We start from the raw sequence: 15,032 nt of genomic DNA on the forward strand, positions 1-15,032 counted from the left end.
TAATAACTTTCCTGACATTACACAAACAATCATCGTTCCAAAAATAAAAAAGCCTCAACAAGTGAGGCTTTAAATGGGGTAATTAATATTCATCTTCATTAAAGAAGAAATCATCTTTGGTCGGATAATCGGGCCATATTTCTTCAATAGTTTCATATGGTTCGCCATCATCTTCCAGGGCTTGCAAGTTCTCAATGACCTCTACAGGTGCACCCGATCTAATGCCGTAATCAATTAATTCATCTTTTGTTGCAGGCCATGGAGCGTCTTCCAGATGCGATGCGAGTTCTAATGTCCAATACATATCTTATAGTAATTAGTTATTCTTTTTTATTTCCGCAAAAGTATATTAAAAAACCTGATGAAAACAAAAATTTTTTACAATTTTTTAGATTCGCGGAATCCAGATGTTTTCTTCGGTCTGAGCGTCTAAATTCAACTTTCTTGCCAAAACAAATAAATAATCGCTTAATCTGTTCAAATAAATAGTCATTTTTTCGTCAACAAAACTATCCGCTGCCAGTTGAAAAGTAAGTCTTTCGACTCTTCTGCAAATGCATCTGGCCACATGGCAATAAGAAACCACGGTATTACCCCCCGGAAGGATGAAATGTTTCAGTTCTGGCAGTTCTACATTCATCGAGTCCATTTCTGTTTCCAATAACTCAATATCTGCCAGATGAAGGTCCGGGATCTTCATCTTTGACTTTTCAGGATCTGCCGCCAAAGAAGCACCGATGGTAAATAAACGGTCCTGAATCTCTTTCAGCACCTGCTGGTAATGACTTTTTATTTCCTGGCAGCGAATAAGCCCAATATAAGAATTGAGTTCATCTACGGTGCCATAACATTCTATCCGAAGGTGGTATTTGGGTACACGGGTTCCCCCAATAAGAGAAGTAAGTCCTTTATCGCCGGTTTTAGTATATATCTTCATTGTTGTGTTGATGGATTAACCCATGCTTTCAAAATCATCCCCTTTAGCTTCGAGGACACTTAACCGTGGAGACACTGTTTTAATATCTGGGTTAACATAGTCTTTCTCAATCAGGCCATCACGCATTCTTACGATCCGATGAGCATGCTGGGCAATGTCTTCTTCGTGGGTAACCAGGATGATGGTATTTCCTTTTGCATGAATTTCTTCCAGCAAGCCCATAATCTCTACGGAGGTTTTGGTATCCAGGTTTCCTGTAGGCTCATCGGCAAGAATAATCGACGGGTTATTGATTAAAGCACGCGCTACAGCCACACGCTGGCGCTGTCCACCTGAAAGCTCATTGGGTTTGTGGGTAACCCTATTGCCCAGGCCAACATTTTCCAATGCCTGTTGTGCACGTTTATCGCGGTCAGTCTTGCTTACACCTGCATAAATTAAAGGCAAGGCCACATTATCCAGGGACGTAGAGCGTGGTAAAAGGTTAAAAGTCTGGAAAACGAAGCCAATTTCTTTGTTCCTTACCTCGGCAAGGTCATTATCGGTCATCTTACTTACATTGATACCGTTGAGGATATAGTCTCCTTTACTTGGCGTATCAAGGCAACCCAAAATATTCATTAAAGTAGATTTCCCTGAGCCCGAAGGACCCATTAAAGCAACAAATTCACCTTTATTAATATTTAACGTAACTGATTTCAGGGCGTGGATAACTTCAGATCCGATGACGTATTTCCGGCCTATATCTTTTACTTGAATGAGTGGTTGTTCCATTGCTTTTGTTTTTTAGACCCTCATAAGGGCCTTTATGTTACATGGTTTTTATTTTTCTATGATTTTAGGAACCATAAAAAAAGCTTCGTTGTGAAGTGCGGCATTCATTAATCCCTTTTCAACGGTAATTTCCTGTTTCACTACATCCTCTCTAAAAACATTAACAGCAGGGTTTAAGTAGACCAATGGCTCCACCTGTGTGGTATCAAGCTCATTGAGCTTCTCCATGAAGGTAAGTATTTTACTCATCTCTACAATTAAGTTAGCTACATCCTCTTCCTTCACTTCTATCCTGGCAAGCTCGGCAACTTTATGGATGGTTTTCTTATCTATGTTCATTGGGTAACAAGTTTACTGTTTATTAAATCATACACCTTCCCTCTCAACATATCGGTATCATCAATGCCAAGGTCAACAGTGGATATTGGTTTATGAATGTAAATATCGCAAATCCCCGGACTACTTCCATATTTATTGCCATCATCCCACATTTTTTTCCATACATCACAAATCGTAACGGGCACCACACTCACTCCCTGGTCAATGGCCAGCCGGAAAGGACCATTCTTAAAGGGCAGCAGCTGTGGCGGATAAGTTTCGCCTTCAATACCCCCTTCAGGAAAAATAATGAGGCTTCTGCCCTCTTTAAGGTTATGTCCAGCCCTTTTGAAAGCACGGTAAGCAGAGATGCGGTGATTTCTGTTGACGGGAATATCTATGGTATTGAAAAAAAGCTTCAATACCGGGTTTTTTAAAAGCTCTTCTTTGCCCATAAAATGAAACCTGCCTTTAGCCAGCAGGCAGAAGACCATAATGTCAAGGTTAGAGCTGTGGTTAGCACAATAGATATAAGTCTGGTCCTTTTTCAATGGATCTTCATAAGTGAGCCTGAAAAAGATCCCAGTAAAAAAGCTGCAGCACATGCTGTTCAACCTTCTCAACTTATTGAGCAAGCCATACCATTTTGGTTTACTGGCCGCGAAGTAGTAAAAAGGGTAAAAAAGGATAAAGAAAAACAGAATGACAATAATGACGTAAGTCCGGTGAATTTGTCTTAAGCGTTTATTCATGCCTTTCAAAAATAGTAAAAAAAGAGAGATGCATGTTAAATTACAATTCCAAATCATTTTTTTATTAATTTCGGCCCTATGAAAGAAACGGTTGTTAGTGGAATACGTCCAACGGGGAAATTACATTTAGGTAATTATTTTGGTGCAGTGAGTAATTTTGTAAAAATGCAGCATGAATACAATTGCTATTTTTTTATTGCTGACCTTCATTCCTTAACTACACACCCTACGCCACAAGATTTAAACGGTTACGTAAAACATGTGATGGTAGAATACCTTGCTTGTGGTATTGACCCCGAAGCAGCTACCTTATACGTACAAAGTGATGTGCCTGAAGTTGCAGAACTCTATTTGTATTTAAATATGAATGCCTATTTGGGCGAACTGGAAAGAAGCACTTCCTTTAAGGATAAAATACGTGCACATCCAGACAACGTGAATGCAGGATTGTTAACCTACCCTTCGTTAATGGCTGCGGATATCCTGATACACCATGCCACGAAAGTGCCTGTAGGTAAAGATCAGGAACAGCATTTAGAGATGACCCGTACGTTCGGAAATCGTTTCAACAGACTCTACAATAAGGAATACTTCGCCGAGCCTTATGCTTTTACCTATGCTGAAAACCTGGTTAAAGTACCTGGCTTAGATGGAAAAGGTAAAATGGGTAAATCTGAAGGTGATGGCAACTGCATTTATTTATCAGATACACCAGACATTATCCGCAAAAAAGTATCACGTGCGGTAACCGACGGCGGACCAACGGAAGAAAATCAAACCAAACCAGAAGCTATACAAAACCTGTTTGACCTGATGAAAATTGTTTCCAGTGCTGATACACTAGCTCACTTCGATGAATTATACAATAAAATGGCCATCCGTTATGGCGATTTCAAAAAGCAATTAGCAGAAGACATGATCATTTCCAATGCACCAATATTAGAACGTATTGAAGGTATTTCTAAAGATACCGATTACTTACGTAAAGTTGCCGCAAACGGGGCAGAAAAAGCAAGGGAAAGTGCTCATAAAACCATCAAAGAAGTTAGAGAATTAATTGGTTTTAAACCATTTTAGAATGCATATAGCAATAGTTGGAAATATTGGCGCCGGTAAAACGACGCTTACAGGTTTATTGGCAAAGAATTACGGCTGGGAACCTTTGTATGAAGCAGTAGATAACAATCCTTACCTGGAAGATTTTTATAGCGACATGAAAAGATGGAGTTTTAACCTCCAGATCTATTTTTTAAATAGTCGCTTTCAACAGATTGTGGAGATTGAGAAACATCAGCGCAATGTGATTCAGGACAGGACTATTTATGAAGATGCACACATCTTTGCAGAAAACCTTCATGACATGGGTTTAATGACCACACGGGATCATGAAAATTACAGGGCCATTTTTGACAACATTACCTCTTTTATTAAACCACCAGATTTATTGGTTTACCTACGAGCATCTGTGCCTACCTTGGTCAACAATATTCAACGCCGTGGCAGAGATTATGAAGCAGGCATTCGCATTGATTACTTATCAAAATTAAACGAGAAATACGAAGAATGGATTAAAGGCTATTCGATGGGTAAATTGCTGATCTTAGATAAAGATAAATTAGATTTCACTAATAATCCAGAAGATCTGGGTGCTATTATACAATCTATAGAAGCAGAAATTCACGGTCTATTTTAATTCAGCGTATTTAAACATACGCTTTATTTCCATTAAATTGCAAGGGGTAATTTGATAAAGAAGCTTATTCAACATCCCCTTACAAAGCATTGACTGTTCCATAACAAATTAATTCTCCAATGAAGACCATAGGCATTATTCCTTCCCGATATGCATCAACCCGTTTTCCGGGGAAACCATTAACCCAGATTGCAGGTAAAAGCATGATCAGAAGGGTTTATGAACAGGCTTTACAATCTGGCGCCCTTGATCATGTAGTGGTAGCTACAGACGATCAGCGGATTATGGATGAAGTTAAAAGCTTCGGTGGTGATTATGTTTTAACCGGCAGCAACCACCAAAGTGGCACAGACCGTTGTGCAGAGGTTATTGAGCAATTAACAGGCTTTGACATCATCATCAATATACAAGGCGATGAACCTTTTATAGACCCTGCACAAATTGACCTTGTTGCCCGTTGCTTTGACGACCCACAAGTACAATTGGCTACCTTAGTGAAAGCCATTACCACAGACGAGGAGTTGTTTAATACTAATATACCTAAAGTAACCTTAAATACTTTAGAAGAAGCCCTATATTTTAGTCGCCAAACTATCCCCTTTTTAAGGAATGCAGCACCGGCAGACTGGTTGGCAAGCCATTCTTTTTATAAACATATAGGCATCTATGGCTATACCCGTAAAGTTCTTTTAGAAATTACACAGCTGCAGCCTTCTCCATTAGAGCTTGCAGAAAACCTGGAGCAATTGCGTTGGCTCGAAAATGGCTATAAAATCAAAACAAAAATAACGACCCTGGAAACTTTAGCGATAGATACGCCTGATGATCTTAAAAAGATCCATTAAATCGTTGTTTAAATGATGATAAAGCCAATGAAATACATTTTACGCCCACTTTGCCTGTTTGTTTTACTATTGTCCGCTTGTACAAATAATTCTGAAAACCAAACAGCGGTTCAGGCTGCCCAGTTTAAATCGACGACAAGCTATTTTAGTGACAGCACTAAAATGGATACTTTTAAAGTTGAATTAACGGGAGTGAAAGCAAAAGAAATGCTGCTTATCTTTCGTATTAACTCTTTTAAAGGTAAAGAGATTTTCAGAAAAGTATTTAAAGCATCAGCACTGATCAATAATTATAAAGAAACGGTAGACTTGCGCAAAGAAAATGAGCAGCGGGAGTTTATGAATAAGGAGTTCAACCTGTTTCTAGATGAAGAGAACTTCTTATGGCCTGCCTTAATGCCCGATGAAAGACCCGATCATAACGCTAAGGACCTTGTTTTCTTTAAGGAACTTCAAAACAGCCAGTTAAATGGCTTCAAATATAGACTTGGAAAAGAAAGCAAGGCTTATATTGCCTGGTCTGAAAAAGAGCAGAAAGTGAAAATTTATTATGAATGCTGTTCTTAAAAATTAAATATACTGATTTTCAGTTATATACGTGTTTCCCGGAGAATTGTTATGGTTGTGTCAAAATAATTTCTTAACATTATAAAACCAATTAGTTAACAGCTAATAAAAACAATACCTAAACCGCATATTCTAACCAAATATAAGTTAAAAAGGCGCCTGGAAGATTCCTGGCGTTTTTTTTTGGTGCTGCAATTTTGACAACACCTCAAACCTGCTTTACTAAAATTTCAAAAAGACAAGGCGAGTATCCTTTTATTTGTTAACTTTGTATCCCGTACAAAAACGTTAAGAATAGCTATTAAAATGCCGTTCTGGCACACACAAACTCACAAACATGACTAAGTATATTTTTGTTACGGGCGGTGTTACTTCCTCTTTAGGAAAAGGCATCATCTCCGCTTCATTGGCCAAACTTTTACAAGCAAGAGGCTACAGGGTAACCATCCAAAAATTCGACCCTTATATTAATATTGATCCTGGAACCCTCAATCCTTATGAGCACGGTGAATGTTATGTAACAGAAGACGGCGCAGAGACAGATTTAGACTTAGGTCATTATGAGCGTTTCTTAAATGTACCTACCTCGCAAGCCAATAACATTACCACGGGTCGTATTTACCAGAATGTAATTAATAAAGAACGTCAGGGCGAGTATTTAGGGAAAACAGTACAGGTTGTACCCCACATTACCGACGAGATTAAACGCAACATGCGGATTCTTGGCGAAAGTGGTCAGTTTGATATTGTCATTACTGAACTTGGTGGTACTGTAGGTGATATTGAATCTTTACCATTTATTGAAGCTGTACGTCAGTTTAAATGGGAAGAAGGTGCTAACAATGCCATCGTGATCCACCTTACCTTAATTCCGTTCTTAGCTGCTGCCGGAGAATTAAAAACTAAACCAACACAACACTCTGTAAAAACCTTATTAGAATATGGTATTCAGCCAGATATTTTAGTTTGTCGTACAGAGCATCACCTGACGCCAGATATCCGCAAAAAAATTGCCTTATTCTGTAACGTTAATATCAATGCTGTAATTGAATCTATTGATGCAGCATCTATCTATAGTGTGCCTTTGTTAATGATGAAGGAACAATTGGATAAAACAGTATTGAGCAAATTGAAATTGCCACAGAAAACTGAGCCAGATATGGATAACTGGAAAGCTTTCCTTGGAAGACTTAAAAACCCTACTGCAGATGTAAGAATCGGTTTAGTTGGTAAATATGTAGAGCTTCCTGATGCTTATAAATCTATTACTGAATCATTTATCCATGCAGGTGCTAAAAATGAATGTAAAGTAAGGTTGGAATACATCCACTCAGAAGGTATTTATCCAGACAATGTACAAGAAAAATTAGGTCATTTAGATGCTGTTTTAGTTGCACCTGGCTTTGGAAGCCGTGGTATTGAAGGGAAAATCGATACCATTAAATTTGTCAGAGAAAATGAAATTCCATTCTTTGGTATTTGTTTAGGGATGCAATGTGCCGTGATCGAATTTGGCCGTAATGTGTTAGGCCTGAAAGGTGCCAACACGACCGAAATTGACCAGGATACAGAATTTGCAGTCATTAATATGATGGAAGAGCAAAAAACGGTGACCAACAAAGGTGGCACTATGCGTTTAGGTTCTTACCCATGTGACCTTAAAAAGGGATCAAAAGCAAGTGCTGCTTATGGAAAAACCCACATCACTGAAAGACACAGACATCGTTACGAGTTCAACAACCAGTATTTAAAACAATACGAAGATGCTGGAATGATTGCTTCGGGCATCAATCCAGAGAGCAATTTAGTAGAGATTGTAGAGCTTAAAAACCACCCGTTTTTTGTGGGTGCACAATTTCACCCAGAATTAAAATCAACAGTTGCTAATCCTCACCCACTTTTTGTTAAATTTGTCGCCGCTGCGATGGAGTATGCGAATAGAAAACAAACAAATAAGCGTTTAAACACTAATAATGGATAGAAATACATTTACAGGGCTGTTCCTGATCATGATCGTTTTGGCCGGTTCTTTTTACTTTTTCAAGCCAAGTGAAGCTGAATTAAAGAAAGAACAACAAAGGATCTCTCTGGATTCAGCAAAAAAAGCAGGTGTTAAACCTGCAGACCTTGCTACACCACTTCCAACTGCAACTCCGGTTGTAGATTCTGCCGCTATGAAAGGACCTTTTGGTGCTAACATCACTGGCAAACAAGTGACCAGCGTTGTAGAAAACGAAAAATTGAAAGTTACCTTCACCAATAAAGGAGGTAAAATTCTATCTGTTGAAGTAAAAGGCGTTAAGGCATATTCTGGTCAACCTGTAATTCTATTTAAAGGCGATCAAAATAAATTTGGTTTGAACTTGAACATTGGTGGAAAGACAATAAGTACAAACGATCTTTATTTCACTGCTGTCAATGCAAGTGCTACTTCGGTAACCATGCGTGCAACTTATGGTGAAGGTAAATACATTGAGTATTTCTATGATTTAAAACCTAACAGCAATAATATTGATTTCAATATTAACCTGAACGGCTTAAACCAGGTAATCCAGAACAACAACATTACCCTTAACTGGGAAACTGTATTACAGGAGCAAGAAAAATCTATTAAAAACGAACAGCGTTATTCTGCACCTTACTTTAAGTATGCAGAGGAAAACCCTGATCACCTTGGTGTTGACAAAGACGTTAAAAAAGAACTTACTGAAGGTAAGATTGAGTGGATTGCCTTTAAGCAGCACTTTTTCTCAGGTGTATTAATTCCTGCAGATGGATTTGAAAAAGGCGAACTTGAAGTTAAAGTGAGCACGGAGCCTGGTGAGGTAAAATGGTATGCTGCAAACATGCAGTTGAAATTTAACCAGTCAGCTTCACAAAGCTACGCCATGAAATTCTATTTCGGTAACAACAAATTCTCTGAGCTTAAAAAACAAGGTCATGAAATAGAGAAATTGGTAGAAATGGGTTACTGGCCATTAAAATACATCAACAGGTATGTGGTACTTCCGGTATTTAACTTCCTGGAAGGTTTTGGATGGAACTATGGTTTAATTATCCTTGTTTTAACCATCTTGTTGAAACTTGTTTTATCACCATTAACTTATAAATCATACATTTCAATGGCTAAAATGAGAATTTTAAAGCCGGAGATGGATGAGATTAAAGCTAAAGTTGGCGATGACAACCCTACTCTTTTACAACAGGAATATTTGAAACTTTATAAACAAGTAGGCGTTAACCCTATTGGTGGTTGTTTGCCTATGGTATTGCAATTACCGATTGTAATGGCCTTTTTCTTCTTCTTCCCGAACTTGTTTGAGTTAAGAGGAGAAAGTTTCTTATGGATGCATGACCTTTCTACTTATGATGATTTCATTAAATTTGGTTTCAGCATTCCTTTTATCGGTGATCACTTGAGTTTAATGTGTATTTTGATGACGATATCAACGTTGATCTATACTTATTATAACAACCAGATTTCAGGTGCTCAAGGTCAAATGAAATACATTGGTTACATTATGCCAATCATTTTCTTAGGTGTACTGAATGATTACCCTGCTGGTTTGAACTATTATTATTTCTTAGCTAACATGCTTACTTTTGGTCAGCAATTCTTAATTAAGAGTATGGTGAACGACGAAAAGATCCATGCTACTTTAAGAGAAAATAAAGTAAAACCTAAAGAAGAAAAGAAAAAATCTAAATTCCAATCTCGCTTAGATGACTATATGCGTCAGCAACAACAAGTAAAGATTCAGGATAAAAAGAAAAAATAGTTTGATTAACAAATATTTAAAAAAGGTGCCCCAAAAAGGCACCTTTTTTTGGTTTTAAATAGCGCTAAATATTGTATTTTAGCTGCTGATCGCTTGATTACCCTCAATTAAACCACAGCAATGAAACCTACATTAACCCTGTTTTTACTCCTATTGGCTAGTATGAGCTATGCTCAGAAAAAACCACTCGACCACAGTGTGTACGACAGTTGGCAAAGTATTGGCAGTAAGTCTTTATCTAATAACGGGCAGTGGGCTGCCTATGCCCTTATGGAACAAGAAGGTGATGCAAAGACTTATTTCAACCATACCCTTAACCGTACTCAAAAAGAAATACCACGGGCAGACCTGGTTAAATTTAGCAACAGCTCAAAGTACGCTGCTTTTTTGATTAAGCCAACATTCCAACAAACCAGACAGGAAAAAATCAAAAAAAAGAAACCTGAAGAAATGACCAAAGACAGTTTAGGGATCCTGAATTTAGGAACTTTAACTGTTACAAAGGTTGCAAGAGTTAAAAGCTACAAAATACCTGAGCAAGGTGCTGACCTTATTGCCTATCAGTTAGAAAAAGCTGTAGACACCACCAAAGCGGCAAAAGCAGCTGCAGCAGCAAAAAAAGGTGCTGAGGAAGGCACGGATTTGGTTTTCAAAAACCTGAACACAGGTATAGAACGCAGCTTTAAATTGGTGACCTCTTATGCTTTCAGCAAAAACGGCCAGCAGCTGGTGATGGCCTGTTCAGGTCCTACAGGTGTGATCTTACTGAACACCACTAAAGGCACGATCAAAACATTAGTATCGAAAAAAGGAAACTATAAAGACTTCGTTTTCGATGAAGAGAATGAACATATCGCCTTTTTAGGAGAAAGCAGTCCTGAGAAACAAGAGGTCAAAGAATATTTCGTTTACTACAATTCCCCCAGCCTGGATACGGCACAGGTGCTTGTTGAAACGGACTTCCCGGGCATGCCTGCAAAATGGGCGGTGAGCGGCGATGGAAAGTTAACCTTTAATAAAGCGGGAGACAAACTTTACTTCGGTATTGCACCAATCAAAACTGCTAAAGACACCACCCTGATAGACTTTGAGCATGCTAAATTAGACATTTGGGGTTATAAGGATGATTACTTGCAGCCTATGCAAATAAAAAATGCGGAGAAAGAAGGTAAGAGAAGCTATTTAACCAATATAGACATCTTTAACAGTGACCCCCGGATTGTGCCTTTAACAGATTTGAAACTGCCAGAGGCAAGCATCATCAATGATGGTGACTCAGAATTTGTTTTGGCCTCCACCGATTATGGCAACAGGATTTCCAGTCAGTGGAGCGGTGTTGCTGGCCGTGATTATTACCTGGTCAATGTAAAAAGCGGACAAAGAAAAAAGATCATTGAAAGCTTATATGGTTATGCTACAGCATCGCCTGGCGGAAAATATATTCTTTATTACAATAAGAAGGATGGTATTTGGTATACTTATGGGGTTACCACTGGAAAAGTGACGGCACTGAATAAAGGCATCAGCGAAAAGTTTGCTGAAGAAGATAATGATGTGCCTGATGATCCATCGGCTTACGGTGTGGCTGCCTGGACAGAAGACGATGATGCTGTTTTACTTTATGACCGTTATGACATTTGGGCCTTTACACCAGATGGTAAAGCTACACCAAAAAACGTGACCAATGGTTATGGAAGAGCCAACAATATTACTTTCAGGTATAACAAACTGGATCCAGAACAGCGTTTCCTGCTTAAAAGAAGCACCATCATCTTATCGGCCTTCAACAATGTGACCAAAGAAAATGGCTTCTTTCAAAAGAACGGCATTGACCCTAAAAACCCTGAGCTGCTGGTGATGGGACCTTTTAAATATTCAACCTTAACAAAAGCCAAAGAGGTAGATCGCTACTTATTCGACAAAGGAAATTATGTACAGTCGCCAAATGTTTTCAGTACTGTAGACTTCAAAACTGAGGTTAAATTGAGTGCAACTAATCCACAGCAGCAAAACTACAACTGGGGTACTGCAGAACTGGTTAAATGGAACACACCAAAAGGTTTCAAAGCAGAGGGCATTTTATATAAACCAGAGAATTTTGACCCGAATAAGAAATACCCAATGATTGTGTATTTCTATGAGAAACTATCTGATGGATTATATAATTACCAGGCACCAGCACCTACTCCCTCACGGTTAAATATACCTTATTTTGTGAGCAATGGCTACCTTGTTTTTGCACCGGATATCAGCTACGAAACCGGCTATCCGGGTAAATCAGCGATGGAATTTATCAACTCTGGTGTAGAGCAGCTGAAGAAAAACAATTGGGTTGAGGGCACAAAGGTAGGCTTGCAAGGACAAAGCTGGGGAGGTTACCAGGTAGCTTTCCTGATTACACAAACCAATATGTATGCAGCCGCATGGGCTGGTGCCCCTGTTGCCAACATGACCTCTGCTTATGGTGGTATCCGTTGGGAAAGTGGCATGAACAGGCAGTTTCAATATGAAAAAACGCAAAGCAGAATTGGCGCTACGTTATGGGAAAAACCTGAATTATATATCGAGAACTCTCCCCTGTTCTTTTTGCCTAAGGTCAATACACCAATTGCGATCATGGCAAACGATGCTGATGGCGCTGTGCCATGGTATCAGGGTATTGAGCTTTTTACAGGCTTAAAAAGATTAGGTAAACCATCATGGTTGTTAAACTACAACAATGAGGCACACAACTTGATGTTGCGCCAGAATAGAAAAGACATACAAATCAGACAGCAACAGTTTTTCGACTACTACCTGAAGGGTGCAAAAGCACCTGTATGGATGGTAGGAGGCATCTCTGCCACTGAAAAAGGCAATACCTGGGGCTTTGACCTGACCAATGAAAAACCTTAATGCAGGCATTAACATACTTAGAAGAATACCATAGTTTTAAAGAAGCGGCACTGAACAGCCGCTTTTTAAAACATAAAACTATCCAACAATTAATTAAGAAACTGCCTGAAGCATTTGAGCAGCGCTGCATTGGGCAATCTCATGAAGGCCGCGACATCAATTTAATCCAATGGGGTAATGGATCTATAAAGGTATTTCTTTGGAGCCAGATGCATGGTGATGAGGCCACAGGCACCATGGCCCTGTTCGATCTTTTTAATTTCCTGCAGCTTCCGCAGTTCCAGGAAATCAGCAGTTTGCTGGCTAAAAGCTGTACCCTTTATTTATTGCCAATGGTGAACCCTGATGGTGCAGAGAGGTTTGTAAGAAGGAATGCACAGCAAATAGACATTAACCGCGATTTTAATCACCAGGTGAGCCCGGAAGCACGGTTATTGAAAAATACCAGAGCTGAAATCAACCCTCATTTTGGCTTTAACCTCCATGACCAGTCTACCTTATGGAGTGTCAAAAAAACAGGAAAACCAGCAACCCTCTCCTATTTAGCACCCGCCTTTGATGAAGCGCTGAGTGTAAACGAAGTGCGGCAAAATGCCATGCTGGTCATTGCCCAGATGTACAAATACCTAAATCCACTTTTGCCACAACAAATAGGTTTGTTTGATGATGAATATGAAGCCCGGGCTTTTGGCGACAATTTCCAGGCGGCAGGTACTTCAACGATTTTAATTGAAGCCGGTGGAATGTTTGGCGATGAAGAAAAGCAAGAAATCAGAAAGTATTTCTTTCTCTCCATCTTAAGTGGTTTATATGCCATTAGCACCAGAAATTATGTTGAAGAGCCCTTGCAGCACTACTTCTCCATTCCAAAAAACAACAAGGAGATTTTTCATATCCTGATTAAAAATCTTCTTCACCAGGATATACGGGTAAGCATTGGTCTGAGCTATGAAGAGGAGCCTGCTGAACAAGGTTATGCTACGGTTAAAACCTATACCATCAAAGATATTGGCGATCTTGATCATTTAGGTGCCTATCATATATATAAAGAGGAGACTTTACAGATTGAAGGCCCTATTGACATCTATCAACCTGCTAATTTTACCCTAAAAAAAGATAATATGATATTATTGTCCTTCAAAAACGGTATTCTACAATCAAAACTATAAATTAGACCCTTTCAAAATAAAAATATACATGGCATTAAGCAGAATCTGGTCCGCATTTATTATCGTTGCAATTGTAGTAGCCAGTTTTAAATGTTTTTTTCTTGGGCAGTCCGAAATTTTCAACTGGATGATCATTGGTAAAGCTGGTGATGTGGGCAATCCCCTAAAAGTGGATGGCGTAATTGAAACTTGCTGGACAGCCGTCAACATCTGTTTAAAGCTAATTGGTATTATGGCTCTTTTTATGGGTTTCATGAGCATTGCCGAACGCGCTGGAGGCATCAGGCTATTATCTAAAATCATTGGTCCTTTCTTCTCTAAACTTTTCCCGGACATTCCAAAAGGACACCCGGCAACAGGCCACATGGTGATGAACTTTTCGGCAAACTTACTAGGGCTTGACAATGCCGCTACCCCATTCGGGTTAAAAGCGATGGAAAGTTTACAGGAGCTCAACCCTAATAAAGATGTGGCATCGAATTCACAGATCATGTTTCTTTGTTTGCATGCTTCAGGGTTAACGTTAATTCCTGTAAGTATCATTGCCATCAGGGCATCGCTGAATTCAGCTACCCCGACAGATATTTTTATTCCCTGCATGATTGCCACCTTTATGGCTACTATTGCCGCAATGCTGATTGTTTCCTTCAAACAAAAGATCAACGTTTTCCAGCCTGTGATCCTGGCCTGGGTATTAGGCATCTCCGCTGTCATTGCAGCAATGGTGTTATACCTGACCAGCTTAAGCACCGGTGCTTTGCAAACCTTCTCTGGCATATTGAGCAATGGTATATTACTGCTGATTTTCTTTTTAATTATCCTTGGCGGTGTTTACAAAAACATCAATGTGTTTGATGCATTTATCGATGGTGCAAAAGGAGGTTTTGATACAGCAATCCGTATTATTCCTTATTTAGTAGGGATGTTAATCGCCATCAGTTTATTGCGTACGAGTGGCACCTTTGAACTCATTATCAATGGTTTAAAACATGTATGTACCATTTTAGGTGCCGATTCCAGGTTTATTGACGGCATCCCTACGGCTTTAATTAAGCCCCTTAGTGGTGGTGGTGCAAGAGGTATGATGATTGACACCATGACTACGCATGGACCGGATTCCTTTGCTGGTCGCCTGTCGAGTATTTTACAAGGATCATCAGACACAACATTTTATGTAATAGCCGTTTATTTCGGTGCTGTAAATGTAAAGAATACCCGTTATACCGTTGGCGCCATGTTACTCGCCGATTTAGTGGGTATTATTACGGCCATTACCCTTTGTTACCTGTTTTTCGGTTAAGCA

At 39.2% G+C, this 15,032-nt stretch carries 14 protein-coding genes; 9 read left to right on the forward strand and 5 right to left on the reverse strand.

Going from position 1 to position 15,032, the window contains the following annotated elements:
- Nucleotides 1–82: 82 nt before the first annotated feature.
- The 5 genes from ACR2F7_RS17710 to ACR2F7_RS17730 all read right to left on the reverse strand — a co-directional run bounded on the left by ACR2F7_RS17710 (nt 83) and on the right by ACR2F7_RS17730 (nt 2,781).
- The gene (locus ACR2F7_RS17710) at nt 83–304 is read right to left on the reverse strand and encodes a DUF2795 domain-containing protein (protein WP_008240955.1); all 222 of its coding nucleotides are present in this window, start codon (nt 302–304) and stop codon (nt 83–85) included.
- A gap of 84 nt (nt 305–388) precedes the next feature.
- Nucleotides 389–937: a cob(I)yrinic acid a,c-diamide adenosyltransferase gene (locus ACR2F7_RS17715; RefSeq protein WP_432714865.1), complete on the reverse strand. Its 549-nt coding sequence runs from the start codon at nt 935–937 to the stop codon at nt 389–391.
- 15 nt (nt 938–952) lie between these two features.
- Nucleotides 953–1,711 (reverse strand): ABC transporter ATP-binding protein, encoded by a 759-nt coding sequence (locus ACR2F7_RS17720; protein WP_432714866.1) that lies wholly within the window; start codon nt 1,709–1,711, stop codon nt 953–955.
- Nucleotides 1,712–1,759: 48 nt separating this feature from the next.
- Nucleotides 1,760–2,050, reverse strand: coding sequence for an Asp-tRNA(Asn)/Glu-tRNA(Gln) amidotransferase subunit GatC (gatC, locus tag ACR2F7_RS17725; RefSeq protein ID WP_432714867.1), 291 nt, complete (start codon nt 2,048–2,050; stop codon nt 1,760–1,762).
- Nucleotides 2,047–2,781, reverse strand: coding sequence for a lysophospholipid acyltransferase family protein (locus tag ACR2F7_RS17730; protein WP_432714868.1), 735 nt, complete (start codon nt 2,779–2,781; stop codon nt 2,047–2,049). The genes gatC and ACR2F7_RS17730 overlap by 4 nt, the downstream gene beginning before the upstream one ends.
- 78 nt (nt 2,782–2,859) lie before the next feature.
- Here ACR2F7_RS17730 and trpS point away from each other — a divergent pair, with 78 nt between their 5' ends.
- The 9 genes from trpS (at nt 2,860) to ACR2F7_RS17775 (ending at nt 15,029) form a co-directional block, all read left to right on the forward strand.
- Nucleotides 2,860–3,858, forward strand: a complete 999-nt coding sequence (trpS, locus tag ACR2F7_RS17735; RefSeq protein ID WP_432714869.1) for a tryptophan--tRNA ligase — start codon at nt 2,860–2,862, stop codon at nt 3,856–3,858.
- Between the two features lies 1 nt (nt 3,859).
- Entirely contained in the window at nt 3,860–4,474 is a 615-nt protein-coding gene (locus ACR2F7_RS17740) for a deoxynucleoside kinase (RefSeq protein ID WP_432714870.1), read from the forward strand.
- A 119-nt stretch (nt 4,475–4,593) separates the two neighbouring features.
- Nucleotides 4,594–5,319 carry a 3-deoxy-manno-octulosonate cytidylyltransferase gene (gene kdsB, locus ACR2F7_RS17745; RefSeq protein WP_432714871.1) on the forward strand — a complete coding sequence of 242 codons (726 nt, stop codon included), beginning with the start codon at nt 4,594–4,596 and terminating at the stop codon, nt 5,317–5,319.
- Between the two features lie 27 nt (nt 5,320–5,346).
- Nucleotides 5,347–5,886: a hypothetical protein gene (locus ACR2F7_RS17750; RefSeq protein WP_432714872.1), complete on the forward strand. Its 540-nt coding sequence runs from the start codon at nt 5,347–5,349 to the stop codon at nt 5,884–5,886.
- A 337-nt stretch (nt 5,887–6,223) separates the two neighbouring features.
- On the forward strand, nt 6,224–7,867 hold the full coding sequence (locus ACR2F7_RS17755; RefSeq protein WP_432714873.1) for a CTP synthase: 1,644 nt from the start codon (nt 6,224–6,226) through the stop codon (nt 7,865–7,867).
- On the forward strand, nt 7,860–9,665 hold the full coding sequence (gene yidC / locus ACR2F7_RS17760) for a membrane protein insertase YidC (RefSeq protein ID WP_432714874.1): 1,806 nt from the start codon (nt 7,860–7,862) through the stop codon (nt 9,663–9,665). Before ACR2F7_RS17755 ends, yidC begins: the two co-directional genes overlap by 8 nt.
- Before the next feature lie 120 nt (nt 9,666–9,785).
- Nucleotides 9,786–12,560 carry an alpha/beta hydrolase family protein gene (locus tag ACR2F7_RS17765; RefSeq protein ID WP_432714875.1) on the forward strand — a complete coding sequence of 925 codons (2,775 nt, stop codon included), beginning with the start codon at nt 9,786–9,788 and terminating at the stop codon, nt 12,558–12,560.
- Nucleotides 12,560–13,729, forward strand: a complete 1,170-nt coding sequence (locus tag ACR2F7_RS17770) for a M14 family zinc carboxypeptidase (RefSeq protein WP_432714876.1) — start codon at nt 12,560–12,562, stop codon at nt 13,727–13,729. Before ACR2F7_RS17765 ends, ACR2F7_RS17770 begins: the two co-directional genes overlap by 1 nt.
- Nucleotides 13,730–13,757: 28 nt before the next feature.
- Complete coding sequence (locus ACR2F7_RS17775; RefSeq protein WP_432714877.1) at nt 13,758–15,029, forward strand: nucleoside recognition domain-containing protein; 1,272 nt, start codon at nt 13,758–13,760, stop codon at nt 15,027–15,029.
- Nucleotides 15,030–15,032: the final 3 nt, after the last annotated feature.

Source organism: Pedobacter sp., from assembly GCF_045628745.1.
GTDB lineage: Bacteria > Bacteroidota > Bacteroidia > Sphingobacteriales > Sphingobacteriaceae > Pedobacter.